This is a genomic window from Actinomycetospora sp. C-140, from assembly GCF_054796175.1.
The window spans coordinates 68,863-93,043 of sequence record NZ_JBTWNF010000005.1 but is presented as its reverse complement, the minus strand read 5'-3'; the positions used below and the strand labels follow the sequence as shown (position 1 = coordinate 93,043).

Annotated in this window: 26 protein-coding genes; 15 read left to right on the top strand and 11 right to left on the bottom strand. The window is 74.5% G+C overall.

Features of this window, described 5'->3' with window-relative positions; all coding sequences use genetic code 11:
• Positions 1 to 23 precede the first annotated feature (23 nt).
• Positions 24 to 527 carry a L,D-transpeptidase gene (locus ACR9E3_RS10380; RefSeq protein ID WP_460380160.1) on the bottom strand — a complete coding sequence of 168 codons (504 nt, stop codon included), beginning with the start codon at positions 525 to 527 and terminating at the stop codon, positions 24 to 26.
• Between the two features lie 242 nt (positions 528 to 769).
• Here ACR9E3_RS10380 and ligD point away from each other — a divergent pair, with 242 nt between their 5' ends.
• The gene (gene ligD / locus ACR9E3_RS10375; RefSeq protein WP_460380159.1) at positions 770 to 1,747 is read left to right on the top strand and encodes a non-homologous end-joining DNA ligase; all 978 of its coding nucleotides are present in this window, start codon (positions 770 to 772) and stop codon (positions 1,745 to 1,747) included.
• 84 nt (positions 1,748 to 1,831) lie between these two features.
• Here the strand turns inward: ligD and ACR9E3_RS10370 are convergent, their stop codons facing one another.
• The gene (locus ACR9E3_RS10370; protein WP_460380158.1) at positions 1,832 to 2,605 is read right to left on the bottom strand and encodes a putative protein N(5)-glutamine methyltransferase; all 774 of its coding nucleotides are present in this window, start codon (positions 2,603 to 2,605) and stop codon (positions 1,832 to 1,834) included.
• A complete protein-coding gene (locus ACR9E3_RS10365; protein WP_460380157.1) occupies positions 2,602 to 3,483 on the bottom strand; it encodes a beta-keto acid cleavage family enzyme in 882 nt (293 codons plus the stop codon). The genes ACR9E3_RS10370 and ACR9E3_RS10365 overlap by 4 nt, the downstream gene beginning before the upstream one ends.
• Before the next feature lie 51 nt (positions 3,484 to 3,534).
• Between ACR9E3_RS10365 and ACR9E3_RS10360 the strand changes: the two genes are divergently transcribed.
• From ACR9E3_RS10360 to ACR9E3_RS10345, 4 genes are read left to right on the top strand one after another with little or no spacing between them, the layout of a single operon-like run.
• Positions 3,535 to 4,203 (top strand): RraA family protein, encoded by a 669-nt coding sequence (locus ACR9E3_RS10360; protein ID WP_460380156.1) that lies wholly within the window; start codon positions 3,535 to 3,537, stop codon positions 4,201 to 4,203.
• Positions 4,200 to 4,952 (top strand): SDR family oxidoreductase, encoded by a 753-nt coding sequence (locus tag ACR9E3_RS10355; protein WP_460380155.1) that lies wholly within the window; start codon positions 4,200 to 4,202, stop codon positions 4,950 to 4,952. The genes ACR9E3_RS10360 and ACR9E3_RS10355 overlap by 4 nt, the downstream gene beginning before the upstream one ends.
• Positions 4,953 to 5,009: 57 nt before the next feature.
• On the top strand, positions 5,010 to 5,816 hold the full coding sequence (locus ACR9E3_RS10350) for an SGNH/GDSL hydrolase family protein (protein WP_460380399.1): 807 nt from the start codon (positions 5,010 to 5,012) through the stop codon (positions 5,814 to 5,816).
• A 10-nt stretch (positions 5,817 to 5,826) separates the two neighbouring features.
• Positions 5,827 to 6,282: a GNAT family N-acetyltransferase gene (locus tag ACR9E3_RS10345; protein ID WP_460380154.1), complete on the top strand. Its 456-nt coding sequence runs from the start codon at positions 5,827 to 5,829 to the stop codon at positions 6,280 to 6,282.
• On the opposite strand, the gene ACR9E3_RS10340 is transcribed toward ACR9E3_RS10345, so the two are convergent.
• From ACR9E3_RS10340 to ACR9E3_RS10330, 3 genes are read right to left on the bottom strand one after another with little or no spacing between them, the layout of a single operon-like run.
• A complete protein-coding gene (locus ACR9E3_RS10340) occupies positions 6,279 to 6,695 on the bottom strand; it encodes an SRPBCC family protein (RefSeq protein WP_460380153.1) in 417 nt (138 codons plus the stop codon). The two genes, ACR9E3_RS10345 and ACR9E3_RS10340, sit on opposite strands and share 4 nt — an antisense overlap.
• 41 nt (positions 6,696 to 6,736) lie before the next feature.
• Entirely contained in the window at positions 6,737 to 7,618 is an 882-nt protein-coding gene (gene bla, locus ACR9E3_RS10335) for a class A beta-lactamase (RefSeq protein ID WP_460380152.1), read from the bottom strand.
• Positions 7,615 to 8,121: a pyridoxamine 5'-phosphate oxidase family protein gene (locus tag ACR9E3_RS10330; protein WP_460380151.1), complete on the bottom strand. Its 507-nt coding sequence runs from the start codon at positions 8,119 to 8,121 to the stop codon at positions 7,615 to 7,617. The genes bla and ACR9E3_RS10330 overlap by 4 nt, the downstream gene beginning before the upstream one ends.
• A gap of 102 nt (positions 8,122 to 8,223) precedes the next feature.
• On the opposite strand from ACR9E3_RS10330, the gene ACR9E3_RS10325 reads away from it, so the two are divergent.
• Positions 8,224 to 8,775 carry an HdeD family acid-resistance protein gene (locus ACR9E3_RS10325; protein ID WP_460380150.1) on the top strand — a complete coding sequence of 184 codons (552 nt, stop codon included), beginning with the start codon at positions 8,224 to 8,226 and terminating at the stop codon, positions 8,773 to 8,775.
• Between the two features lie 11 nt (positions 8,776 to 8,786).
• On the opposite strand, the gene ACR9E3_RS10320 is transcribed toward ACR9E3_RS10325, so the two are convergent.
• The gene (locus ACR9E3_RS10320; protein WP_460380149.1) at positions 8,787 to 8,948 is read right to left on the bottom strand and encodes a hypothetical protein; all 162 of its coding nucleotides are present in this window, start codon (positions 8,946 to 8,948) and stop codon (positions 8,787 to 8,789) included.
• 141 nt (positions 8,949 to 9,089) lie between these two features.
• Here ACR9E3_RS10320 and ACR9E3_RS10315 point away from each other — a divergent pair, with 141 nt between their 5' ends.
• Positions 9,090 to 10,253 (top strand): alkaline phosphatase family protein, encoded by a 1,164-nt coding sequence (locus ACR9E3_RS10315; protein WP_460380148.1) that lies wholly within the window; start codon positions 9,090 to 9,092, stop codon positions 10,251 to 10,253.
• On the opposite strand, the gene ACR9E3_RS10310 is transcribed toward ACR9E3_RS10315, so the two are convergent.
• From ACR9E3_RS10310 to ACR9E3_RS10300, 3 genes are read right to left on the bottom strand one after another with little or no spacing between them, the layout of a single operon-like run.
• Positions 10,238 to 12,661, bottom strand: a complete 2,424-nt coding sequence (locus ACR9E3_RS10310; protein ID WP_460380147.1) for an ATP-binding cassette domain-containing protein — start codon at positions 12,659 to 12,661, stop codon at positions 10,238 to 10,240. The two genes, ACR9E3_RS10315 and ACR9E3_RS10310, sit on opposite strands and share 16 nt — an antisense overlap.
• A 28-nt stretch (positions 12,662 to 12,689) precedes the next feature.
• Positions 12,690 to 13,109, bottom strand: a complete 420-nt coding sequence (locus tag ACR9E3_RS10305) for a VOC family protein (RefSeq protein WP_285657758.1) — start codon at positions 13,107 to 13,109, stop codon at positions 12,690 to 12,692.
• Positions 13,110 to 13,114: 5 nt separating this feature from the next.
• The gene (locus ACR9E3_RS10300) at positions 13,115 to 13,585 is read right to left on the bottom strand and encodes a helix-turn-helix transcriptional regulator (RefSeq protein WP_460380146.1); all 471 of its coding nucleotides are present in this window, start codon (positions 13,583 to 13,585) and stop codon (positions 13,115 to 13,117) included.
• A 194-nt stretch (positions 13,586 to 13,779) separates the two neighbouring features.
• Between ACR9E3_RS10300 and ACR9E3_RS10295 the strand changes: the two genes are divergently transcribed.
• Positions 13,780 to 14,685: an endonuclease domain-containing protein gene (locus ACR9E3_RS10295; protein WP_460380145.1), complete on the top strand. Its 906-nt coding sequence runs from the start codon at positions 13,780 to 13,782 to the stop codon at positions 14,683 to 14,685.
• A gap of 77 nt (positions 14,686 to 14,762) precedes the next feature.
• Here ACR9E3_RS10295 and ACR9E3_RS10290 read toward each other — a convergent pair whose 3' ends face one another.
• Complete coding sequence (locus ACR9E3_RS10290; protein WP_460380144.1) at positions 14,763 to 14,981, bottom strand: hypothetical protein; 219 nt, start codon at positions 14,979 to 14,981, stop codon at positions 14,763 to 14,765.
• 117 nt (positions 14,982 to 15,098) lie between these two features.
• Between ACR9E3_RS10290 and glyA the strand changes: the two genes are divergently transcribed.
• Genes glyA through ACR9E3_RS10255 form a run of 7 tightly spaced genes read left to right on the top strand, consistent with a single transcriptional unit; the run spans position 15,099 to position 24,155 of the window.
• Positions 15,099 to 16,385 carry a serine hydroxymethyltransferase gene (gene glyA / locus ACR9E3_RS10285; RefSeq protein WP_460380143.1) on the top strand — a complete coding sequence of 429 codons (1,287 nt, stop codon included), beginning with the start codon at positions 15,099 to 15,101 and terminating at the stop codon, positions 16,383 to 16,385.
• Positions 16,382 to 17,617 carry a sarcosine oxidase subunit beta family protein gene (locus ACR9E3_RS10280; RefSeq protein ID WP_460380142.1) on the top strand — a complete coding sequence of 412 codons (1,236 nt, stop codon included), beginning with the start codon at positions 16,382 to 16,384 and terminating at the stop codon, positions 17,615 to 17,617. The genes glyA and ACR9E3_RS10280 overlap by 4 nt, the downstream gene beginning before the upstream one ends.
• Positions 17,618 to 17,629: 12 nt before the next feature.
• Positions 17,630 to 17,884, top strand: coding sequence for a sarcosine oxidase subunit delta (locus ACR9E3_RS10275; RefSeq protein WP_460380141.1), 255 nt, complete (start codon positions 17,630 to 17,632; stop codon positions 17,882 to 17,884).
• The gene (locus ACR9E3_RS10270; RefSeq protein WP_460380140.1) at positions 17,881 to 20,628 is read left to right on the top strand and encodes a 2Fe-2S iron-sulfur cluster-binding protein; all 2,748 of its coding nucleotides are present in this window, start codon (positions 17,881 to 17,883) and stop codon (positions 20,626 to 20,628) included. Before ACR9E3_RS10275 ends, ACR9E3_RS10270 begins: the two co-directional genes overlap by 4 nt.
• Positions 20,621 to 21,202, top strand: coding sequence for a sarcosine oxidase subunit gamma (locus ACR9E3_RS10265; RefSeq protein WP_460380138.1), 582 nt, complete (start codon positions 20,621 to 20,623; stop codon positions 21,200 to 21,202). The genes ACR9E3_RS10270 and ACR9E3_RS10265 overlap by 8 nt, the downstream gene beginning before the upstream one ends.
• 32 nt (positions 21,203 to 21,234) lie before the next feature.
• On the top strand, positions 21,235 to 23,694 hold the full coding sequence (locus ACR9E3_RS10260) for a GcvT family protein (RefSeq protein WP_460380137.1): 2,460 nt from the start codon (positions 21,235 to 21,237) through the stop codon (positions 23,692 to 23,694).
• A 5-nt stretch (positions 23,695 to 23,699) separates the two neighbouring features.
• Positions 23,700 to 24,155 (top strand): hypothetical protein, encoded by a 456-nt coding sequence (locus ACR9E3_RS10255; protein ID WP_460380136.1) that lies wholly within the window; start codon positions 23,700 to 23,702, stop codon positions 24,153 to 24,155.
• Positions 24,156 to 24,181: the final 26 nt, after the last annotated feature.

Sequence of the window (24,181 nt, the reverse complement as noted above, 5' to 3'; positions counted from 1 at the left end):
GCCCAAAGTTCGCTCACGTGGGGCTACGGGACGATCTGCACGCGGTCGTAGACGTTCAGGCCGTTGAAGAAGGCCTGGGCGTCGGGGTCGGCGAGGCGCACGCAGCCGGCCGACTGGCGGGCGGGGTCGCCGCCGTGGAACGCGCGCCCGTTGCCGTCGAAGAAGACCGACCACGGCATCCGCGCGTTGTTGTACTCCTTGGAGAGGTGGACCTCTTCCTTGCGCTGCACGGCGAAGAAGCCCGTGGGGGTCTCGTTGCCGGGCGAGCCGTGGTTCATCCGCACCGGGCCGCGGATGATGTTGCCCTTGCCGTCGGAGAGCCACGCCTCGTTCGTCGACAGGCGGGCGCAGGCCTTGACGTTGTCCTCGCACGGCATGGCCGCCCGGGGCGCGGCCATCGCGACGGCACCGCCGCCGAGACCCGCGATCGCGATCAGGCCGAGGACGATCGCGACGACGCGCCCGCCCAGGCGGCGGCGCGTGTCCTGCGCTCGAGCCGCGATGCCCATCCACGTGTGCCGACCCACCGTGCTCCTCTCGGACGGTTCGCGCCGCGACGGGTGTCGGCGGCGCATCCCTCTCAACGGCACCGCGGCTCCCACGGACGAGTGGTCTGTCCGGGTGGTCCCTCGGGGTGACGCTCCGGATGCTCTCCGTGGTCTCCCGCGCTGCCGGGCGGGGACTCTCTCATTCCGGTGGCGCCCGACCGGGACCCCCCGCCGTGTCGCCGAGCCTTGCCCGATGTGCCCCTGAGCAGGAAGGTGACGCGGTGGCCGGAACGGGATCCCCCGGACGCGGACCCGCCGAGGAGCGGGACGGCGTCGCCCTCACCAACCTCGATCAGGAGCTGTTCTCCGGCGCGGGGGTGACCAAGCGCGAGCTCGTCGACTACCTCGACGTGATGTCCCCGCGCCTGCTGCCCGCGCTCGCGGGCCGGCCCCTGTCCGTGGTGCGCGCGCTGCGCGGGCAGAAGCCGTTCATGCAGAAGAACGTCCCGAAGTACGCGCCGGACTTCGTGCGCACGGTGTCGTTCTGGGCCGAGACCTCGCACCGCGAGGTGGCCTACGCGCTGTGCGACGACCGCCGCACGCTGCTGTGGTTCGCCAACCAGCGCGCCATCGAGTACCACCCGACCCTCGTGCGCGCCGCGTCGATGGGCACGCCCGAGCACCTCGTGCTCGACCTCGACCCGCCCGAGGACGCCGGGTTCGACGCCGTCGTCGCGGCCGCCCATCTCGTGCGCCGCGCCCTCGACGAGGCCGGCCTCGCGGGCGTCGTGAAGACCACCGGCGCCAAGGGCGTCCACGTGCTCGTCCCGCTCGCGCCGGGCCCGGCCCACGAGGACGTCGCCGGCGCCACCCGGGCGCTCGCGGTGCGGGTCGAGCGCCTCGACCCGGACGTCGCGACGACCGCGTTCATCCGCGCCGACCGCGGCGGCAAGGTGTTCGTCGACCCCACGCGCGCCGGCGGTTCGACGATCGCCGCGGTCTACAGCCCCCGCGTGCGCCCCGGCCTGCCGGTGTCGTTCCCGGTCTCCTGGGACGAGCTCGACAGGGTCGTGCCGTCCGAGATCACGGTCCGCACCGCGCCCGACCGGCCCGACCCCTGGGCGGACCCCGCCTCCCGCCCGGCGCCCCAGCCGCTGCCCGACGAGCTCGTCGCCGAGGGCCGGACCATCCCCGTCGCCCGCGTCCAGGCGATGCACGAGGGCAAGCGCCGCAAGCGCGCCGCCGAACGCGGGGAGTGACCGTCTGCGGGGCGCCCTGTGTCAGCGAAGTGCCTTTGCGGACACTCAGCGTCCGTGACGGCGCGTCGCTGACCCACCCGCTGGTCACGCAGGGTCAGCGAGGGCCCCCGCGACGACGGTGGCGTCGCGGTCGTCGTCGTGCGCGACGATCGTCAGGAGACCGACCCCCTCCAGGGCGTCGCGGGCCGTCGTGGCCTGGTGGGTCGCGCACTCGACGAGCAGGCCGCCGTCCGGGCGCAGCCACCGCGTCGCCGTCGCCGCGAGCCGGCGGACGACGTCGATGCCGTCGCCCCCGCCGTCGAGGGCGACCAGCGGCTCGTGCTCGCGGGCCTCCGCGGGCATGGCGGCGACGGCGCCGGTTGGGACGTACGGGGTGCTCGCGACGACGACGTCCACGCCACCGACGAGGTCCGGCGGGAGGGCGTCGAGCAGGTCGCCGGTGTGGACCCCCGCGGCGCCGGGCAGGTTGGTGCGCGCGCAGGCGACGGCCGCGGGGTCGACGTCCGCCGCGTGGAGCACCAGGTCCGGTCGGGCGGCGAGCAGGGCGGCACCGATCGCCCCGGTCCCGCAGCACACGTCGACGACGACCGCTCCCGGCCCGATCACCTGCAGCGCGCACGACACCAGGAACTCGCTCCGCCGCCGCGGCACGAACACCCCGGGCGCGACGGCCACCCGCAGCCCCGCGAACTCCGCCCAGCCGACGATCTGCTCCAGCGGCTCCCCGCCGATCCGGCGGACGACCAGCTCCTCGAGATCGCCGCGCCCCTCGTGGTACGCCATCCGCAGCAGCGCGGCCTCGTCCTCGGCGAACACGCAGCCGGCGGCGCGCAGGCGGTCGGCGAGGGCGTCGTTCACCGCGCCGGCACCCCGAGGATCCCGCGGGTCTCGGCGATGGTCGCCGGTCGCCGCCCGAGGTCGGCGAGCAGCGCCACGACGTCGTCGACGAGCTCGGTGTTGGTCGGCGTGGACGGACCCGCGAAGTCCTCCAGCCCGACCCGCAGGTGCCCGCCCCGGCGGACCGCCGCCTCGGCGAGCCCGGACGCGACGACGTCGCCGCCGAGCACGGCGACCGACCACGGCAGCCCGCTGGGCGCGAGCATCTCGAGGTAGGCCTCGAGCGCGGCCTCGGTGGGTGGGAGCCCGAACTCCAGCTTCCCGCCGAAGTACAGCTTGACGATCGCGCCCGGCGGCACGCGCCCGTGCCGGTGCATCGTCAGCGCCACCCGCAGGAAGCTCGGGTCGAAGATCGAGATCGACGGACCGGTGCCGTGCGCGGCGCAGCGGGCGAACATGTGCTCGGTGTCGGCGAGGCTGTTCTGGTACGGCCCGGGGGCGGCGGCCGGGGCGACGGCGCCGTCGCTGGTCAGGCCGAGGTTCACCGAGCCGGGGTCGACGAGGCTCAGACCCCCGAGACCGCGGCGCGCGAGCTCCTCGTGGTGGGCCCAGCGCGTCTCGATCGGGATGCCGCGCGCGCCGGCGGCCATCGTCGCGTAGAGCAGCAGGTCGGGGTGGCGCTCGAGCACCGGCGCCCAGGCCTCGAGATACGGCTCGACGGGGTGCACGCCGTCGGGCACGAACATCGCCTCGTGGTGGTCGTGCGCGATGCTCGCCCCGCGGGCGACGCAGGCGAGCATCTCGTCGGCGACCTCGGCCGGGCTCAGCGGCACGTGGGGGTTCACCGAGCGCGGGGTGGCGCCGTTGACGGCCACCTCGAGGATCACGGGGGACGGCACGGGCCACGAGCATGGTCGCCCGCGGGGTCCGCGTCGAGCATCATGCGGCCCGTGGAACCCCTCACCGCCGAGGAGATCGGCCGCGTCCGTGCCCTCGCCACGTCCTCGCTCTGCGACGCCGACAAGACCCTGCTCCTGCCCGACCCCGCCATCCGGGCGATGGTGCCCGACGTGCGGATGGCCGGCCCCGCGGTCACGGTCGTCGCCCCCGACGACCACCTCCCGGTGCTCGTCGCGGCGGGCGAGGCGCCGCCCGGGTCGGTCCTCGTGGTGACCACGCTGCGCGGCGCCCGCGCCGTCGCCGGCGAGCTGGTGGCCGCCGAGGCGACGCGGCGCGGCCTCGCCGGGGTCGTCATCGACGGGTACTGCCGCGACGTCGCCGGCCTGCGCCGGCTGGGGCTGCCCGTCTACGCACGGGGCTCGACGCCGGCGTCCGGGAGCGCCCGCGACCCGCGCGGGATCGACGAGGGTCCGGTCGCCCTCGGCGGGGTGCCGGTGCGGCCGGGGGACGTCGTGCTGGGTGACGACGACGGGCTCGCGGTGGCGACGCCCGACCAGCTGCGCGCGGCGCTCGCGGGCGCCGAGGAGGTCGAGCGGGCGGAGGCGGCCGTGCTCGCCGGCATGGGCGCGGGCCGTTCGCTCGCCGACCACACCACGATCGTCGAGCACCGCGCCGCCCGGGCCGCCGGCCGCGACTCGTCGCTGGCGTTCACGGTATGAGCCGCACGAGCCCCGTCCTCCTGGTCACGGGCGGCAGCCGGGGCATCGGTGCCGCGGTCGTGGCCCGTGCGGCCGCCGCGGGCTGGTCGGTGTGCCTGACGTACCGCGGGGACGCCGAGGCGGCCGACAGGGTGGTCGCCACGGCGCGGGGAGCGGGTGTCGAGGCGGCGGCGGTCCGCGCCGACGTCGCCGTCGAGGCCGACGTCGAGGCCGCCTTCGCCGCGGCCGACGCGGTGGGCCCGCTCGGCGGAGTCGTCGTCAACGCCGGCGTCGTCGTGCCGAAGTCCCGGGTGGACGCGATGTCGGCGCAGCGCGTCAGCGAGATGCTCGCCGTCAACGTCGTCGGCGCCGTCGTCTCCTGCCGTGAGGCCGTCCGGCGCCTCTCGACCGCGCACGACGGGCCGGGCGGGTCGATCGTGCTCGTGTCCTCGGCCGCGTCACGGCTGGGCTCGGCGGGGGAGTACGTCGACTACGCCGCGTCGAAGGCCGCGGTCGACACCCTGGGGCTCGGGCTGGCGAAGGAGGTCGCCGACGAGGGCGTCCGCGTCAACGTCGTGCGTCCCGGGATCATCGACACCGAGCTGCACGCGTCCGGCGGGCAGCCCGACCGGGTCGCCCGGATCGGGCCCGCGGTGCCGGTGGGCCGGGCGGGCGCCGCCGACGAGGTCGCCGCGGCCGTCGTGTGGCTGCTCGGCGACGAGGCGTCGTACTGCACGGGCAGCGTCCTCGACGTGGCCGGCGGTCGCTAGAAACGGGAGTCGCCTCCCGCGGCCGTCCCGGCGGGGAGCAGAATCGCCGGCGTGGTCATGAAGGGGGAGCAGGACACCACCGCCGACACCGACACCGTCTCGACCCGCTGGCGCAGCTACGTCGCCCTGGGCGACAGCTTCACCGAGGGCGTCGGCGACCCGGACCCGACGACCGGGCGGGAGCGCGGCTGGGCCGACCGCGTCGCCGCCCGCCTGGCCCGCGAGGACCCGGGCTTCCGCTACGCCAACCTCGCGATCCGCGGGCTGCTGCTGGACCCGATCATCCGCACGCAGGTGCCCGAGGCCGTGCGCATGGGCCCCGACCTCGTGAGCATCTGCGCCGCCGGCAACGACCTGCTGCGTCCGAGCGCCGACCCGGCCGCGCTGGCCGAGCGTCTGGAGGGCGCGGTCGCGACGCTGCGCGCCACGGGCGCCGACGTCCTGGTCTTCACCGGTTTCGACACCCGCGAGAGCCCGTTGCTCAACCTCATCGGCAAGCGCCTCGCCGCGATGAACGACCACATCCGGGAGATCGCGCACCGGCAGGGCGCGTACCTCGTCGACCTCTGGGTGATGCCGCCGCTGTCGGACATGCGCGCCCGCACCGACGACCGCCTGCACCTCAACGCCGGCGGGCACGCCCGTGTCGCCGCCCGCGTCAGCGAGGTCCTCGGCCTCCCGCCGGAGATCGACTGGCACGCGCCGTGGCCGCCCGTCGAGTCCACGAGCTGGGGTCACCGGCGCGCGGAGGACGTCCGGTGGGCGCGCGAGCACCTCCTGCCCTGGGTGCAGCGCCGGGCGCAGGGCCGCAGCACCGGCGACGAGCGCACGGCGAAGCGCCCGGAGCTCGCCCCCGTCCCGTGAGGCCCGTCCCATGAGGATCCGGACCGACGACCTCGCCGGCCCCGAGATCGCCGCCCTGCTCGACGAGCACCTCGCCGAGATGCGCGCGGTCTCGCCGCCGGAGAGCAAGCACGCGCTCGACCTCGACGGGTTGCGCGGCCCCGACATGACCGTCTGGACGGTGTGGGACGGCGCGACCCTGCTGGGCTGCGGCGCGCTGCGCGAGCTCGACCCCACCCACGGCGAGATCAAGTCGATGCGCACGGCGACGGCTCACCAGGGGCGAGGTGTCGGCGCGCGCCTCGTCGAGCACGTCGTCGCCGAGGCCCGTCGCCGCGGCTACCGGCGTCTGAGCCTCGAGACCGGCGCGGCGGACCACTTCGCCCCGGCGCGGCGGCTCTACGCACGGCACGGCTTCGTGCCGTGCGCGCCGTTCGGCGAGTACCGCGCGGACCGCCACAGCGTCCACCTCACGCGGGAGCTCTAACGCGTCGCCGCCTCGGCGAGCCCGGCGATCTCGGTGTCGACGTAGCGCCGGGTCATCCCGCCGAGCAGGTCGGCGACGAACGACAACGGTCCGGTCTGCCGGATGCCGAGCGTGATCCGGCTGCGGCCCTCGCCGGTCGGCTCCACCTGGTGCCACGCGACGCTCTGCAGCCCGGGCGCGGGCGAGGACCACGTGTACGAGCGCCCGGGCTCGAGCTCGGTGACCTCCCAGGTCGCGGGCGGCAGCCGGGGCTGCTCCACGCGGAACCGGGCGCCGACCGCCAGCGTCGTGCCCTCGACGACCCGCACGCGCCGCACCGTCGGCGTCCACTCCGGCATCCGCTCGACGTCCGCGATCACCGCCCAGACCGCGTCCGCCGGGGTGTCGACGTGCCTGCTGACCGTGTACTCCACGCGTCCCGTCCTACCGCGCCGGTCCCGACGGCGGGAGCCCGTCAGAGTTCGCCGAGAGCGATCCGCGTCGCCTCCGCGATCGTCTCCTTGCCGTTCGTGCTCGCCGGGTCGGCCGGGGTCGTGTACACGGCGATCACCAGCGGCGCCCGGTCCCACGGCCACACGACCGCGACGTCGTGGCTCTCGCCCTGCGCGCCGGAGCCTGTCTTGTCGCCCGCGCGCCAGCCACCCGGGAGCCCGGCGCGGATCTGCTGCGTCCCGGTGACGGTCGCGACCATCCAGCCGGTGAGCAGGTCGCCTCCCGCGGGGTCGAGGCCGTCGCCGAGCACCAGCGCCCGCACGTCGGCGGCCACGGCGTCCGGCGTGCTCGTGTCGCGCTCGTCGCCGGTCGCGGCCTCGTTGAGCTCCGGCTCGAGGCGGTCGAGACGTGTCACGGTGTCGCCCAGGGAGCGGACGAACGCCGTGCTCGCGGCCGGGCCGCCGAGCAGGCCCGTGAGCAGGTTGACCGCGGTGTTGTCGCTGACGACGATCGCGGCCTCGCACAGCGCGGCGACGGTCATGCCGGTGGCGACGAACCGTGAGGTCGTCGGCGCGTACTCCAGGAGGTCGGCCGGGGTGTAGCGGATCGTGCGGTCGAGCAGACCCGGGTCGTCGAGACGCCGGCGCAGGACCGCCCCGACGACGAGGACCTTCGCCGTCGAGCACATCAGCACCCGCTCGCCCGCGCGGTGGCGCACGGCCCGTCCGGTGCCGGTGTCCAGCGCGACCAGCCCGATCCGGCGCCCCGACTGCCGCTCGAGGTCGGCGAGGAGCGTCGTGGCGTCCGGTGGGGGCACGGGCGCCGGAGCCGGCCGCGCGGCACACCCCGCGGCCACCGCCGCGACCCCGCCGAGGAGCACCGCGCGACGGGTCGGAGTGATCACCCGCGGGAGGGTAGCGAGCGGTACTCGAGGCCGGCGGACGTCCCGCGCCAGACCACGAGCCGCTCGAGCGTCACCACGATCGGCAGCGAGAACGTCATGAGCCAGGCGTCGAGGGGCTGGTCGCCGAGCAGCGGCGCGTACTTGCCGCCGAACGCGTCGAGCGCGGGCTCCACCTTCCCGAGCTCGGAGAGCACGGCCCGGCCGCCCCCGGTGACGACGTCGCCGCCGCCGTGGGTGTCGTCGAGCGCGACGCTGACCTCGCTGTGGGCGCGCAGGTGGCCGATCTTCGCGGTGTCGGGGCGGCTGAACACCGTGACCACCGGGTCGTCGAACGCGAACCACACCGGGACCGAGTGCGGCCGGCCGCCGGCGTCGACCGTGCCGAGCCAGAGCACGGGCTCGGCGGCGAGGCGCCCGGCCACGTGGGCGTCGAGATCGACAGCGGGATCGAGCAGCGGATCGCCACCCGCACGGGTCGAGTTCCGCGCCGCGGCGTCTCCCATCGCGTCATCGCAGCAGACCGGTCAAGCGCGCCCTCTCGACACGGACCGCGCACGGCGATTCGATGTTCGTCGACGGGGGAGGGTGACGAGAGGGGAGCAGGGATGACCAGCGCGGCGAGTGGGATGAGCGTGCGTCGGGCGTCGAGCGGGTGGGGCTGGGTCCTGGCGTCCGGGATCCTCGGCATCCTGGTCGGGGTGATCGCGTTGTTCTTCCCGGGCCTCGCGATCCTCACCGCGGCGTTCGTGCTCGGGATCGGGCTCATCGTGCAGGGGGCCCTGGAGATCGGCGTCGCCTGGCGCGCCGAGACGGGGTCGACGGGACGCGGCTGGTTGGCCGCGTTCGGGGTGCTGGCGCTGCTCGCCGGCATCCTCGTGCTGTTCCAGCCCGGCGGCGGCATCCTCGTCCTGGCCTGGGGCATCATCCTGTGGTTCGTGATCGCCGGGATCAACGACCTCCTCGTGGGCTTCTCCCAGAGCGAGCACCGGCTGTGGAACATCGTCCTCGGTGTCCTGACGCTGATCCTGGCGTTCGTCCTCATCGTCTCGCCGGGAACCGCCGTCGGGCTGATCGCGATCTTCATCGCGCTGGGCTTCCTGTTCCGCGGCGCCATGGACATCGGCCTCGCGCTGAGCATGCGGCGCGAGGCGCGCTGACGCGGCGCGGGTCAGGCCTCCGGTGCCGGCCTCGGTGCGGGCACGCGCGGGTCGCGGGCGACCGGGTGGGCGGGCCCGGCCCAGCGGCACTCCATGACGTCCCAGTAGCAGGACCGGTCGTGGACGTGCCCGCGCCGGGCGGTGGTGGGCCGGGCGGGTGCCTCGACGGACATGGTGGCCTCCTTCGGTCACGCAGAGCTTCGACGGTGACAGTGAGTGCCCAAGAACGCCAGCGTCCATCACTCGTTCGGCCGTACGTATTTCCGCGGCGACGACGTGAGGTGACCACACCGCCCGTCCGCCAGAATGCGTAGGTGGCCGCGGACCCCGTTCTGCCCGATCCCGCCCGACCCGGTCTCCCCGACGTCCTGCCGTCATTGCTGGCGTGCCTCCCGGACGCGGAGCGCAGCGGACGCGGACCGTCGGTGATCGGCGGCGGGGAGCCCGCCTTCGCTCTCCCGCCGGCCCGCGCCGTCGGTCTCCTGCTCGTCGACGGGCTCGGGCACACGCTGCTGCACGAGCACGCCGACGACGCCCCGTTCCTGGCCGCCATGGCCGACCACGGACCCCTGACCGTCGGCTTCCCGAGCAGCACCCCGATCAGCGTGACCTCGCTGGGCACCGGCCTCCCGCCCGGCGCCCACGGCACGATCGGCGTCCGCTTCCGCGTCGACGGCAGCCTGCTCGACTCCCTGACCTGGACCAGCGGCGGCGCCGACGTGCGCGAGAGCCTCGCTCCCGAGGCCGTCCAGCCGCGCCCGACGGTGTTCGAGGGCGCCGTGGCCGCCGGGGTGGGCGCGACGGTGGTCTCCGACCGCGCGTTCCGCGAGTCCGGCCTGACCCGCTCGGCCCTGCGCGGCGCGCGCTACCGCGGGGTCGGCGCGTTCGGCGACCTCGCCGCCGAACTGCTCGACGCGCTGGGGCAGCCCGGACCGCAGCTGGTCTACGGCTACCACGCCGACCTCGACCAGCTCGGGCACCTGCGGGGTCCCGGCTCGCCGGCCTGGCGCTGGCAGCTGCGCCAGATCGACCGGCTCGTGGAGGGCCTCGTCTCCGAGCTGCCGCCCGGCGCGCTGCTCGCGGTCACCGCCGACCACGGCATGGTCACGATCGACCGGCGCCACGACGCCGACACCGACCCCGACCTGCGCGCCGGCGTCGCCCTCGTCGGCGGCGACCCCCGGGCGCGGCTGGTCTACGCCGAGCCCGGCGCCGCGGGCGACGTGCTCGCCACCTGGCGCGGGGTGCTCGGCGACGACGCCTGGGTGATCCCGGGCGCCGAGGCCGTCGAGGGCGGCTGGTTCGGACCGTCCGGCCCGCCCGCCGACCGGTTGCCCGACGTCGTCGTCGCCCTGCGCGGCACCGCGGCCGTGGTGTGCACCGAGGCCGAGCCCGTGCTGTCACGGCTGCCGGGTCAGCACGGGTCGGTGAGCGCCGAGGAGCAGCGGGTGCCGCTGCTGGTTCAGGCGCCCACGTAGGCCGCGAGGTGCTCGCCGGTGAGCGTCGAGCGCGCCGCGACGAGGTCGGCGGGCGTGCCCTCGAACACCACCCGACCGCCGTCGTGGCCCGCGCCGGGACCGAGGTCGACGATCCAGTCCGCGTGCGCCATGACCGCCTGGTGGTGCTCGATGACGATCACCGACTTCCCGGCGTCGACGAGCCGGTCGAGCAGGCCGAGCAGCTGCTCGACGTCCGCGAGGTGCAGGCCGGTGGTCGGCTCGTCGAGCACGTACACCCCGCCGGCCTCGCCCATCTGCGTCGCGAGCTTGAGGCGCTGGCGCTCGCCGCCCGACAGCGTGGTCAGCGGCTGGCCGAGGGTGAGGTAGCCGAGCCCGACGTCGGCGAGCCGCTCGAGGACCCTGTGGGCGGCCGGCGTGCGGGCGTCCCCCGTACCGAAGAACGCCACCGCCTCGTCGACGGGCATCGCGAGCACCTCGCTGATGTCCTTGCCTCCCAGCCGGTACTCGAGCACCGCCGCGTCGAACCGCCGGCCCTCGCAGACCTCGCAGACCGTCGACATCCCGGCCATGATCCCGAGGTCGGTGAAGATCACCCCGGCGCCGTTGCAGTTCGGGCAGGCGCCCTCCGAGTTGGCGCTGAACAGGGCGGGCTTCACGCCGTTGGCCTTGGCGAACGCCTTGCGGATCGGCTCGAGCAGGCCGGTGTAGGTGGCCGGGTTGCTGCGGCGCGAGCCCTTGATCGGGGCCTGGTCGACCACGACGACCCCGTCCCGGGGGGCGACCGAGCCGGTGATCAGCGAGCTCTTGCCGGAGCCGGCGACGCCGGTGACCGCGACGAGCACGCCGAGCGGGATGTCGACGTCCACCGAACGCAGGTTGTGCGCGTCCGCGCCGCGGATCTCCATCGCCCCCGACGGGGCGCGCACCGACGTCTTCAGGACGGCCCGGTCGTCGAGGTGGCGCCCGGTGAGCGTGCCGCTGGCCCGCAGCCCGTCGAGCGACCCCTCGTAGACGATCTCGCCGCCGGCGGTGCCCGCGCCCGGTCCGAGGTCGATGACGTGGTCGGCGATCGCGATCGTCTCGGGCTTGTGCTCGACGACGAGCACGGTGTTGCCCTTGTCCCGTAGCCGCAGCAGCAGGGAGTTCATGCGGTCGATGTCGTGCGGGTGCAGCCCGATGGTGGGCTCGTCGAAGACGTAGGTGACGTCGGTCAGCGCCGACCCGAGGTGTCGGATCATCTTCGTGCGCTGCGCCTCGCCGCCCGAGAGCGTGCCGGCCGGACGGTCGAGCGAGAGGTAGCCCAGCCCGATCTCGACGAACGAGTCGAGGGTCTCCGAGAGCGACCGGAGCAGGGGACCCACGCCGACGAGGGTCGAGCTCCGCTGGGCTCCGTCTCCGCCGGGCGCGTCCAGCCCCCGTACCCAGTCGGCCAGGTCGCTGATCTGCATCGCGCAGACGTCGCCGATGTGCTTTCCGTCGATCTTCGACGACCGCGCCGCCTCGGACAGGCGGGTGCCGCCGCACTCGGGGCACGCGGCGAACACCACGGCGCGCTCGACGAACGCCCGGATGTGCGGCTGCATCGCCTCCGGGTCCTTGCTCAGCATGGACTTCTGGATCTGGAGGATCAGCCCGGTGTACGTCAGGTTGATGCCGTCGATCTTGAGCTTGGTGGGCTCCTTGTAGAGCAGGTCGTTCAGCTGCTTCTTCGTGAAGTCCCGGATGGGCGTGTCCGGGTCGAAGAACCCGCAGCCGCGCAGGATGCGGCCGAACCAGCCGTCCATGCTCATGCCCGGGATCGTGATCGCGCCATCGTTGATCGACTTGCTGTCGTCGTAGAGCGCGGTGAGGTCGAAGTCGGACGCCGTGCCCCGGCCCTCGCACCGCGGGCACATCCCGCCGGTGATGCTGAACTCGCGGCGCTCCTTGATCTCGCGCCCGCCCTTCTCGAACGTCACCGCGCCCGCGCCGGACAGCGAGGCGACGTTGAACGAGAAGGCCTGCGGCCCGCCGACGTGCGGCACGCCGACCCGGCTGAACAGGATGCGCAGCATCGCGCCCGTGTCGGTGGCGGTGCCGACCGTGGAGCGGACGTCGCCGCCCATCCGCTCCTGGCCGACGATGATCGCGGTGGTCAGGCCGTCGAGGATGTCGACGTCGGGCCGGTTGAGCGTGGGCATGAAGCCCTGGACGAACGTGCTGTAGGTCTCGTTGATCATCCGCTGGGACTCGGCGGCGATCGTGGAGAAGACCAGGGAGCTCTTGCCCGAGCCGGAGACGCCGGTGAACACGGTCAGCCGCCGCTTGGGCAGCGCGACGTCGACGTCCTTGAGGTTGTTCTCGCGGGCACCGTGCACGCGGATCAGGTCGTGCCCGTCCGCGGCGTGATCGGGCGCGGTCGTCTCCGGCATCGTGGCCGAGCTCATCGAGACTCCGTTCTGGCCGGTCGTGCGGTCACTTGACCTCGAAGATGCGGATCATGCTGCCCGCGGGGTCGCGGAAGGCGGCGTCGCGGATTCCCCAGGGCTGGTCGGTCGGCTCCTGGACGACCTCGGCGTCACCGGCCTGGAGACGCTCGAAGGTGCCGTCGAGGTCCTTCGTCGCGAGGTTGATCGAGGCGTAGGTGCCCTTCGCCATCATCTCGCCGACGGTCTTCCGCTCCTCGTCGGTCATCCCGGGCTGCGCCGACGGCGGGTACAGCACGATCGACGTGCCGGGCTGGTCGACCGGGCCGACGGTGAGCCAGTGCAGCCCGTTCCACTCGACGTCGTTGCGCACCTCGAAGCCGAGGGTGTCGCGGTAGAAGGCGAGGGAGGCGTCGTTGTCGGTGTGCGGGAGGAAGGCGTTGTGGATGGTGAGGTCCGGTGTGCTCATGCCGGTCACGCTAGGGGCGGCCCGGCCGCCGGGACTTCTCGATTCCTGACCGGTCGGGTCACCTGCTTGGCGACGCACGGAGGCATGCCCGCGCCGGGGCCGGGCGCCTGCTTGCGGTACGCGCCGGGCGACATGCCGACCAGCTCGGTGAAACGCGTCGTGAACGTGCCCAGCGAGGACGACCCGACCGCGAAGCAGACCTCGGTGACGCTCATGTCCCCGCGGCGCAGCAGCGCCATCGCCCGCTCGATGCGCCGTGTCATGAGGTAGCTGTAGGGCGACTCGCCGTAGGCGCGGCGGAACTCGCGGGACAGGTGCCCGGCCGACCAGTGCACCCCGCGGGCGAGCGCCTCGACGTCCAGCGGTTCGGTGTAGTCCCGGTCGATCCGGTCGCGGACACGCCGCAGCCGGGCCAGGTCCTCCAGGCGCTGGGTGTCCACGGCCTCCCCACGGGATCTCGATGTCCGGTTCGGCATCCTGCCCGCGCGGACCCGGCCCGTCCATCACCGTCGCACGGGCCGGGAGACAGGTCCCGGGACGGTGCTGCCAGGGGCCATGATCGCTCCAGGTGCTCCTCTGACCCCATGACATCGGGTCAGAGGAGCAGCTGGGCGGATCATGAGGGCGAAGCGCACGGATCCGTCGGGCCGAGCGCTGCGTCGAACCAGGTATGGACTCGGAGAACGACCTCGCCGCCCTCCTGCGCCGCCAGGACGGCGTGATCTCGCGGGCTCAGGCCCTGGCCTGCGGTCTCTCGCACGCGGCCGTCGACCACCTGCTCGCGCGTGGCCTGTGGACCCTGCTCTGGCCGTGCGTCTACCTCTCGGCCGCGCACGTCCGGGGACCGCGTGTGCGGGTGCGGGCGGCGTCCCTGTGGCTCGGGTCGACCGCCACCCTGATCGGCGCCGGCGCGGCCTGGTGGCTGCGTCTGCTCGACGAGCCGCCGGACGTGCTGCGGTTCGCGGTACCCCCCGAACGGCGCGTGCGCTCCCGCGCCCAGGTGCGGATCGTGCGCCGCCTGCTTCCGGGGCGGCGCAGCATCGTGGACGGGGTGCCGGTCGTCCCGCGGGCGTACGCCGTGGTCGACGCCTGCGCCGAGCTGGGGCTGCGGAAGGGCGCCGAGCTCATGGACCGGGCCCTGCTCTCGGGACGGGTGACCCTCGAGGGCCTGCAGCGTGCGCACCGCTCGCGGCTCGGTCGTCCGGGATCGGCCACGGTGGCGCGGCTGCTCGTCCTGGCCGCGGGCGGCGCGCGTTCCGAGGCCGAGCGGGGGATGCATCGGCTCCTGCGCGACGCCGGCATCGGCGGCTGGTTCGCCGACCACCCCGTCGTCGTGCCGGGCTACGGGCGCGCGCTCCTCGACCTCGCCTTCCCCGCCGCCCGGGTCCTCGTCGAGATCGACGGCTGGGCCTACCACCGCGACCTGCCGGCCTTCCGCCGCGACGTCGCCCGGCAGAACGCGCTCGTCCTCGCGGGGTGGACGGTCCTGCGCGTCACGTGGCACGACCTCGAAGCCGACCCCGGTGCCGTGCTGGCGACGATCACGGCCGCGGTCACGCCGTCGCTCGGAGCATGATCCGCCCAGCTGCTCCTCTGACCCCATGACATCGGGTCAGCGGAGCACCTGGAGCGATCTTGCTCCGTCGGTGAGCCTCAGGCCGGCCAGAACTCCGCCCACACGCCGCCGGGCTCCGCGAGCTCGGTGAGGCGCAGCGCGTAGCCGTGGCGCCGGGCGAGGTCGGCGGCCTCGGCGCGGTGCTCGTCGCGGATGGTCAGCCCGACCTTCTCGCGCGGGGTCCGTGCCGCGAGCCACCGGTCGAGGCGGCGCATCTCGTCGCCGGTGGTCCGGCCGTCGGCCTCCGTCGTCGTCATGTCGCGATCCCTCCGGTCCTCGGATGTCCGTGCCTCGCCGAGTGTTGACCCCGTCCGACGCCCGTGTCTACAGTCGTCGCCGTTAGATATATCAGTCTCTCACGAAGAGGTCCGCGGATGACCACGGTCGCCCCCGCTCCCGAGGCTCTGGACCGGTCGCTCGCCGCGGCCGACCCCGAGGTGCACGCTGCGATCGGCCGCGAGCTCGGCCGGCAGCGCCGCACGCTGGAGATGATCGCGAGCGAGAACTTCGCGCCGCTCGCGGTGATGGCCGCCCAGGGCTCGGTGCTCACCAACAAGTACGCCGAGGGCTACCCGGGCCGGCGCTACTACGGCGGCTGCGAGCACGTCGACGTCGTCGAGCAGCTCGCGATCGACCGGCTCCGCGCCCTGTTCGGCGCCGCGTACGCCAACGTGCAGCCGCACTCGGGCGCCCAGGCCAACGCCGCCGTGATGGCGGCACTGCTGACGCCGGGCGACACGATCCTCGGCCTCGACCTCGCGCACGGCGGCCACCTCACGCACGGCATGAAGCTCAACTTCTCGGGCCGGCTCTACGACGTCGCGGCCTACCACGTGCGCGCCGACGACCACCGCGTCGACATGGACGAGGTCGCCCGCCTGGCCCGCGAGCGCCGACCGGAGCTGATCATCGCAGGCTGGTCGGCCTACCCGCGGCAGCTGGACTTCGCGGCTTTCCGCGCGATCGCCGACGAGGTCGGGGCCTGGTTCATGGTCGACATGGCGCACTTCGCCGGCCTCGTCGCCGCGGGTCTCCACCCGTCGCCGGTGCCGCACGCCCACGTCGTCACCTCGACGACGCACAAGACGCTCGGCGGGCCCCGCGGCGGCTTCGTCCTGTCGTCCGACGCCGCCGTCGCCAAGAAGGTCAACTCAGCGGTCTTCCCCGGCCAGCAGGGCGGCCCGCTCGAGCACGTCATCGCCGCCAAGGCCGTCGCGTTCAAGCTCGCCGGTGAGCCCGCGTTCCGCGAGCGCCAGGAACGGACCCTGACCGGCGCCCGCGTCCTCGCCGACCGCCTGCGGGCCGAGGAGGGCATCGGCGTCGTCTCCGGCGGCACCGACGTCCACCTCGTGCTGGTCGACCTGCGGGACTCCGCCCTCGACGGGCAGCAGGCCGAGGACCGCCTGCACCGCGTGGGCATCACCGTCAACCGCAACGCCGTCCCGTTCGACCCCCGGCCGCCGATGGTCAGCTCCGGGGTCCGGGTCGGCACCGCGGCGCTCGCCGCCCGCGGGTTCGGCACCGACGACTTCACCGAGGTCGCCGACGTCATCGCCCGCGCCCTGCGCCCCGACGTCACCGACGCCGAGCTCGACGCCCTGGCCGACCGCACGGCCGTCCTCGCCGACCGCCACCCCCTCTACCCGGAGCTGCCGGTATGACGACTGCGACCCCGCCGGGCGCCCACCTGCCCGAGCACCCCGACCACCTCTGGACGACGGCCGAGCCGAAGAAGTCGTACGACGTCGTGATCGTCGGCGGCGGCGGCCACGGGCTCGCCACGGCCCACTACCTCGCGAAGAACCACGGCATCACGAACGTCGCGGTGCTCGAGAAGGGCTGGCTCGCGGGCGGGAACATGGCGCGCAACACCACGCTGATCCGCTCGAACTACCTGTGGGACGAGTCGGCGGGCATCTACGAGCACGCGCTGCGGCTCTGGGAAGGGCTCGAGGACGACCTCGGCTACCCGATCCTGTTCAGCCAGCGCGGCGTGCTCAACCTCGCCCACACCGAGCAGGACGTCCGCGACTCGGTGCGCCGGGTCGAGGCGAACAAGCTCAACGGGATCGACGCCGAGTGGCTCGGGCCCGACGAGGTCGCGAAGGTCTGCCCGATCGTCAACGTCTCCGCCGACATCCGCTACCCGGTGCAGGGCGCGACGTTCCAGCCGCGGGCCGGCATCGCCAAGCACGACTACGTCGCCTGGGGCTTCGCCCGCCGCGCCGACGAGGCCGGCATCGACATCATCGAGCACTGCGAGGTCACCGGTTTCGCCACCGACGGCGACCGCGTGACGGGCGTGCGCACCACGCGCGGGGACATCGCCGCCGGCACGGTCGCGCTCTGCGCCGCCGGGCACACCTCGGTGCTGCTCGACATGCTCGGCGTGCCCGCGCCGCTGCAGTCGCACCCGCTGCAGGCGCTGGTCTCCGAGCTCCTCGAGCCGGTGCACCCGACGATCGTCATGTCGAACGCGGTGCACGTGTACGTCTCGCAGGCCCACAAGGGCGAGCTGGTGATGGGCGCGGGTGTGGACGCGCCCGTCGGGTACGGCCAGCGCGGCGCGTTCCACGTCATCGAGCGCCAGATGGCCGCGGCCGTCGAGCTCTTCCCCGTCTTCGCCCGCGCCCACCTGCTGCGCAGCTGGGCCGGGGTCGTCGACGTCACCCCCGACGCGAGCCCGATCGTCGGCGCGACGCCCTACGAGAACGTGTTCCTCAACTGCGGCTGGGGGACCGGCGGGTTCAAGGCGACACCCGGCCTGGGCTGGGCGTTCGCGGACACCGTCGCGCACGGCCGCCCGCACCCCCTGGTCGCGCCCTTCGGGCTCGACCGCTTCGTCACCGGAGCCCTCGTCGACGAGCACGGCGCCGCCGCCGTCGCGCACTGAACGGAGATCGCCGTGCAGCTCATCGCCTGCCCCTGGTGCGGCCCCCGCGAGGAGACGGAGTTCTCCTACGGCGGCCAGGCCCACGTGCCCTATCCCGCGCACCCCGCGTCGCTGACCGACGAGCAGTGGGCGCACTTCGTGTTCTTCCGCGCCAACCCGAAGGGCCCGTTCGCCGAGCGCTGGGTCCACGCCGCGGGCTGCCGGCGCTGGTTCACCGCCGTCCGTGACACCCGCACGCACCGCTTCACCACGGAGGTGCCCCGATGAGCCGGATCGACGGGTACGGCCGGGTCGACCGCCGCCGCACGATCACGATCACCGTCGACGGCGTGCCCTACACGGGGCACCCCGGCGACACCGTGGCGTCGGTGCTGCTGGCCCACGACGTCCACCCCCGCACCACCAGCGTCAAGCTCGGGCGCCCCCGCGGCATCACCGGCGCGTGGACCGAGGACCCGACCGGCCTGATCCAGGTCGAGGAGCCCTTCCCCGAGCCCATGCTGCTCGCGACCACGGTCGAGGCCACCGACGGGCTCGTCGTGCGCGGGGTCAACGGCCAGGGCCGCCTCGCCGAGGTCGCCGACACCGCCCGCTACGACCGGAAGCACACGCACGGCGACGTGCTGGTCGTCGGCGCGGGCCCGGCCGGCCTCGTCGCCGCCCGCGCGGCCGTGCGGCGCGGGGAGAGCGTCGTGCTCGTCGACGACCGGGCCGAGCCCGGCGGCACGCTCACCGGCACGGAGACCGTCGACGACCGCCCGGCCCTGTCCTGGGTCGCCGACGTCGCCGACGAGCTGGCGGCCGCCCCGCAGGTCACCCACCTCCAGCGCACCACCGCCTTCGGGCACTACGACGACGGCTTCGTGCTCGCCCTCGAGCACCGCGGCGACACGGCGCGGACCCGCCAGCGCGTGCACCGCATCCGCGCCGCCCGCGTCGTGATCGCCACGGGGGCGATCGAACGGCCCGTCGTGGTCGAGGACAACGACCGCCCCGGGGTCATGCTCGCGTCGGCGGCCCGGGACCTGCTGCACCGCCACGGCGTCCTCCCCGGGCGCGAGGTCGTGGTGTTCACGACGAACGACTCCGCCTACGCCGCCGCGCTCGACCTGCACGAGGCCGGGGCCGGCGTGCGGGTGCTCGACGCCCGCGACCGCGGGCCCGAGACCTGGGTCGCCCGGTGCGCCGAGCGCGGCATCCCGGTCACGCCCGCGAGCACCGTGCGCGGCACCCGGGGCGACGAGCGCGTCACGGCGGCGGTCACCGGGGACGGGACGGAGATCCCCTGCGACCTCCTGCTCCTGTCCGGCGGCTGGACGCCCGCGGCGCACCTGTTCAGCCACGTCGGCGGCTCCCTGACCTACGACGAGGCCCTCGGCGGCTTCGTGCCCGGCGAGGACCTCCCGGGCGTCGAGGTGGTCGGCGCCGCCAACGGGACCCTCGCGCTCGCGGACGTCCTGCGCGAGGCCGGCGGCCCGGAGGCGCCGACCGCTCCGGACGAGGACGTCACACCGCCGCGGGTGCTCTGGCGCACCGAGGGCGACCCGGCCCGGCAGTTCGTCGACGTCGCGCGCGACGCGACGGTCGCCGACATCGCCCGGGCCGTCGGCGCCGGCCTCACGCACCCCGAGCACGTCAAGCGCTACACGACGATCGGCACGGCCCACGACCAGGGCAAGACCTCGGGGATGCTCGCGATCGGGATCCTCGCCGAGCTCACCGGACGGCCCGTCACGGCGATGCGACCCACGACGTTCCGCCCGCCGTTCGTCCCGGTCGCGTTCGCGGCGCTGGCCGGGCGCGAGCGCGGCGACCTCTTCGACCCGGTGCGGACCACGCCGCTGCACGCGTGGCACGTCGCCGCCGGGGCCGAGTTCGAGGACGTCGGGCCGTGGAAGCGCGCGCGGCACTACCCGCGCGCCGGGGAGGACATGACCGCCGCCGTGCTGCGCGAGTGCGCGGCGGTGCGCACCTCGGTCGGGATCATGGACGCCTCGACGCTCGGCAAGATCGACGTCCGCGGCCCCGACGCCCCGGTCCTGCTCGACCGGCTCTACACGAACATGATGTCGAGCCTGAAGGTCGGCCGCGTCCGCTACGGCGTCATGTGCGGCAACGACGGCATGGTCGTCGACGACGGCACCGTGCTGCGCCTCGCCGAGGACCGCTACCTCGTCACGACCACCACGGGCAACGCCGCCGCCGTGCTGGACTCCATGGAGGAGTGGCTCCAGACCGAGTGGACCGACCTGCGGGTGCGGCTGACCTCGGTCACCGATCAGTGGTTCATCGCCGCGGTCGCGGGCCCGTGCTCGCGGGACGTCATCGGCGCGGTGTTCGGAGACGTGGACGTCAGCAACGAGACGTTCGGCTTCATGACCTGGCAGGACACGACCCTCGACGGCGTGCCCGTGCGGCTCGCGCGCATCTCGTTCTCCGGCGAGCTCGCGTACGAGGTGACGGTCAGCTCCTGGTACGCGCCGGCGGTGTGGGCGCGGCTCGTCGAGGCCGGGGCGGCGTACGACATCACGCCCTACGGCACCGAGACCATGCACGTCCTGCGCGCCGAGAAGGGCTACCCGATCATCGGCCAGGACACCGACGGCACCGTCTCCCCGCACGACCTCGGTATGAGCTGGGCGGTGTCGACGAAGAAGGACGACTTCGTCGGCAAGCGGTCCTACGCCCGGCCGGAGAACCGCAACCCGCTGCGCAAGCAGCTGGTCTCGCTGCTGCCCACCGACGCGGCCACGAAGCTGCCCGAGGGTTCGCAGATCGTGCGCTTCTGCGACGACGGCGCCCTGCCCCCGGCGCCGGTGCCGATGCTCGGGCACGTGACCTCCAGCTACCACAGCGCCGAGCTCGCCCGCCCGTTCGCGCTCGCCCTGGTGAAGGGCGGCCGCGACCGCGTCGGCGAGGTCGTCCACGTCCCCGTCGAGGGCGAGCTGGTGCCCGCCCTCATCGGTTCCTCCGTCCTCGTCGACCCCGAAGGAGCTCGTCGCGATGGCTGATCTCACTGTGGCGACGCTGCCGTGGACCCACCCGCTCGAGAGCCGCCGGACCCTGCTCGAGGACGTGTCGGCCGTGCGGCTGGAGCTCGCCGGGCCCGTCGCGGCCGTGGACCTGCGCCTCGACCCGGCCGGCGCCGGGCCGGCCGCGGTCGCCGCGGCGGTCGGCGGGCCTCTGCCCGACCGGCCCGACACCTGGACCGCGCTCCCGACGGGGCTCGCCCTGCGCCTCGGGCCCGACGAGTGGCTGCTCACCAGCACCACCGCCGACCCGCAGGAGTGGGAGTTCCACGTCGACGAGACCGCCACCGCCCACGGCGGCACGGCCGTCGACGTGTCCGCGCAGCGCACGATCCTGCGCCTGCGGGGCGAGCGGGCGCGCGACCTGCTCGCGACCGGCTGCGCGCTCGACCTGCGCCCCGCGTCGTTCCCCCGGGGCCGCTGCGCCCAGACCCTGCTCGGCCAGTCCGCCGTGCTGCTCGTCGCCCACGACACGGACGACCTGCAGCTGTTCGTCCGCACCTCCTTCGCCGGGTACGTCGCCGACCTGCTCGTCGACGCGGCGCACGACTTCTGATCACGACCCCACCTGCCTGAGAAGAGACGCTCATGAGCACCACCCCTCGCGTCGTCGTCATCGGAGCCGGGATCGTCGGCGCGAACCTCGCCGACGAGCTCACCGGGCGCGGCTGGACCGACGTCACCGTCCTCGACCAGGGCCCGCTGCCGCTCACCGGCGGGTCGACCTCCCACGCGCCCGGGCTGGTGTTCCAGACCAACGCCTCGCGGGCGATGAGCGCGTTCGCGTCCTACACCGTCGAGAAGTTCCTCGGCCTCGACGTCGACGGGGCCTGGTGCTTCAACCAGGTCGGTGGGCTCGAGGTGGCCACCACCGTCGAGCGCCTCGCCGACCTGCACCGCAAGCGGGGCTGGGCGCTCTCGCGCGGCATCCCCGCCGAGGTGGTGGACGTCGACGAGTGCGTGCGGCGGCACCCGCTGATCGACCCGTCGCGCATCCTCGGCGGGCTCTACACGCCGACCGACGGCCTCGCGAAGGCGTCGCGAGCGGTGACGGCACTGATGCGGCGGGCGCAGGGCCGGGGCGCGGAGTTCCGTGGCTCGACGCGGGTCACGGGCGTCGCGCAGCAGGGCGGGCGCGTGACCGGCGTCGAGACCGACCAGGGCCTCGTGCCCGCCGACATCGTGGTGTCGTGCGCCGGCTTCTGGGGCCCCGCGATCGGCGAGATGGTCGGGATGCGCGTGCCGCTGCTCCCGCTCGCGCACCAGTACGCGTTCACCGGCCAGGTGCCCCAGCTCGTCGGCCGCAACGACGAGCGGATCGAGGCGCGCCTGCCGATCCTGCGCCACCAGGACCAGGACCTCTACTACCGCGAGCACCACGACCGCCTCGGCATCGGCTCGTACGCCCACCGGCCGATGCCCGTGTCGCTGGCCGAGCTGCCCGAGGTCGACGACGTCAGCGAGGCGCGCCAGCCCTCGATGCTGCCGTTCACCGACGAGGACTTCGCGCCGCAGTGGGAGCAGAGCGTCGCGCTGCTGCCCGGGCTCGGCGACACCAAGGTCGAGGAGGGCTTCAACGGCGTCTTCTCGTTCACCCCCGACGGCGGTCCGCTGGTCGGCGAGTCGACGGAGGTGGCCGGGTTCTGGGTCGCGGAGGCGGTCTGGGTGACCCACTCGGCCGGCGTCGCGCGCAGCGTCGCCCAGCTGCTCGTCGACGGGCGCAGCGAGATCGACCTGCATGGCTGCTCGGTGCACCGCTTCGAGGAGTTCCAGACGGCCGAGGCGTACGTGTCGGAGACCGCGCAGCAGAACTTCGTCGAGATCTACGACGTCGTGCACCCGCAGCAGCCGCGGCTCTCGCCCCGCGACGTGCGCGTGAGCCCGTTCCACGCCCGCCAGTCCGAGCTGGGGGCGGTGTTCTCCGAGGCCCGCGGCTGGGAGCGGCCGCAGTGGTTCGAGGCCAACGCGCCGCTGGTCGCCGAGCTGCCCCCGGAGTGGGCGCCGCCGTCGCGCGACCCGTGGTCGGCGCGGTTCCACTCGCCGATCGCGGCGGTCGAGGCGTGGAAGACGCGCACGGCGGTCGCGATGTATGACATGACCCCGCTGACGCGGATCGAGGTGTCCGGGCGCGGCGCGCTCGCGTTCCTCGACCGGCTCACCACCGGGAAGATGGACAAGTCCGTCGGCGCGGTCACCTACACGCTCGTGCTCGACGAGGCCGGCGGCATCCGCAGCGACCTCACCGTCGCCCGGCTCGGCGAGGACCTGTTCCAGGTCGGCGCCAACGGCCCCCTCGACGTGCACCACCTGCAGCAGGAGGCGGCCGGCCTCGACGTCAGCGTCCGCGACGTCACCGGCGGCACGTGCTGCGTCGGCGTGTGGGGCCCGCTGGCCCGCGATCTGGTGCAGCCTCTGACCTCGACGGACCTCTCGCACGAGGGGCTGAAGTACTTCCGCTGCGTACGCGCCGAGATCGGCGGGGTCCCGGTCCTCGCGATGCGGGTGTCCTACGTCGGCGAGCTCGGGTGGGAGATCTACACGAGTGCCGAGCACGGGCTGCGGCTCTGGGACGTCCTGTGGCGGGCCGGCGCCCCGCTGGGCGTGGTGGCCGGCGGGCGCGCCGCGTTCGACAGCCTGCGCCTGGAGAAGGGCTACCGCGCCTGGGGCGCCGACATGACCTCCGAGCACACGCCGGACGAGGCGGGCCTCGGCTTCGCGGTGCGGCCGGCGACGAAGGGCGACTTCGTGGGGCGGGCCGCCCTGGAGGACCGCCCGGAGCCCACCCGCCGGCTGACCTGCCTCACGATCGACGACGGCCGCAGCGTGGTGCTCGGGCACGAGCCCGTCCTCGTCGACGGCGAGGCGGCCGGCTACGTCACCTCCGCGGCCTTCGGGCACACCGTGGGCCGGCCGGTCGCCTACGCCTGGCTGCCGGCCGGGCTGGAGGTCGGCACGGCGGTCGACATCCGGTACTTCGGGCAGCCGATCCGGGCCACGGTGGCGAGCGAGCCGCTCGTCGACCCCGAGATGGCGCGGATCCGGCGCTGAGCACGGTGGAGCAGTTCCTGGCGTCGCTCGCGTCCGGGGATCCCGAGAGCGATCCCCGGGCGGGGGCGGCGCTGCACGTCGCCCTCGGCGCGGCGCTCGTGGCGCGGGTGGCGCGCGCGGGGTCGGGGGAGCGGGCGGCGGAGGCCGACGCGCTGCGGGCGGAGGCCCTGGCGGGCGCGGGGCCGATGCAGCTCCTCGCCCTCGCCGACCGCACGCTGGGGCTGGCCGAGGCCGTGCGGTCGACGGCGCCCCGGGCGGCTGTCGCGGGGATCGCGGCGGCGGCCGAGGCCCTGCGCGCCGCGGTCGGGACGGCGCGCGTCGACGTCGAGGCCGACCTCGCCGGCGTCACAGGCCCGGGCGTGCGGGCGGAGATGCTGGTCGCGATCGAGCCCGTCGACGACCTCGTCCTGCGCGCCGCCAAGCTCACCGCCGTGGTGCGCGAGCAGGCCTTCCGTATGTGAGCGAACTCTGGGCCCATAGGCCCAGA

Bases quoted from the DNA above. Each gene is read 5' to 3' on its own strand.
- ACR9E3_RS10270 (WP_460380140.1), top strand. From the start codon at position 17,881: ATGAGCCGGATCGACGGGTACGGCCGGGTCGACCGCCGCCGCACGATC.
- ACR9E3_RS10260 (WP_460380137.1), top strand. From the start codon at position 21,235: ATGAGCACCACCCCTCGCGTCGTCGTCATCGGAGCCGGGATCGTCGGC.
- ACR9E3_RS10265 (WP_460380138.1), top strand. From the start codon at position 20,621: ATGGCTGATCTCACTGTGGCGACGCTGCCGTGGACCCACCCGCTCGAG.
- ACR9E3_RS10325 (WP_460380150.1), top strand. From the start codon at position 8,224: ATGACCAGCGCGGCGAGTGGGATGAGCGTGCGTCGGGCGTCGAGCGGG.
- ACR9E3_RS10310 (WP_460380147.1), bottom strand. From the start codon at position 12,661: ATGAGCTCGGCCACGATGCCGGAGACGACCGCGCCCGATCACGCCGCG.
- ACR9E3_RS10350 (WP_460380399.1), top strand. From the start codon at position 5,010: ATGAAGGGGGAGCAGGACACCACCGCCGACACCGACACCGTCTCGACC.
- ACR9E3_RS10295 (WP_460380145.1), top strand. From the start codon at position 13,780: ATGGACTCGGAGAACGACCTCGCCGCCCTCCTGCGCCGCCAGGACGGC.
- ACR9E3_RS10330 (WP_460380151.1), bottom strand. From the start codon at position 8,121: ATGGGAGACGCCGCGGCGCGGAACTCGACCCGTGCGGGTGGCGATCCG.
- ACR9E3_RS10305 (WP_285657758.1), bottom strand. From the start codon at position 13,109: ATGAGCACACCGGACCTCACCATCCACAACGCCTTCCTCCCGCACACC.
- ACR9E3_RS10300 (WP_460380146.1), bottom strand. From the start codon at position 13,585: ATGCCGAACCGGACATCGAGATCCCGTGGGGAGGCCGTGGACACCCAG.
- ACR9E3_RS10320 (WP_460380149.1), bottom strand. From the start codon at position 8,948: ATGTCCGTCGAGGCACCCGCCCGGCCCACCACCGCCCGGCGCGGGCAC.
- ACR9E3_RS10345 (WP_460380154.1), top strand. From the start codon at position 5,827: ATGAGGATCCGGACCGACGACCTCGCCGGCCCCGAGATCGCCGCCCTG.
- ACR9E3_RS10355 (WP_460380155.1), top strand. From the start codon at position 4,200: ATGAGCCGCACGAGCCCCGTCCTCCTGGTCACGGGCGGCAGCCGGGGC.
- glyA (WP_460380143.1), top strand. From the start codon at position 15,099: ATGACCACGGTCGCCCCCGCTCCCGAGGCTCTGGACCGGTCGCTCGCC.
- ACR9E3_RS10290 (WP_460380144.1), bottom strand. From the start codon at position 14,981: ATGACGACGACGGAGGCCGACGGCCGGACCACCGGCGACGAGATGCGC.
- ACR9E3_RS10280 (WP_460380142.1), top strand. From the start codon at position 16,382: ATGACGACTGCGACCCCGCCGGGCGCCCACCTGCCCGAGCACCCCGAC.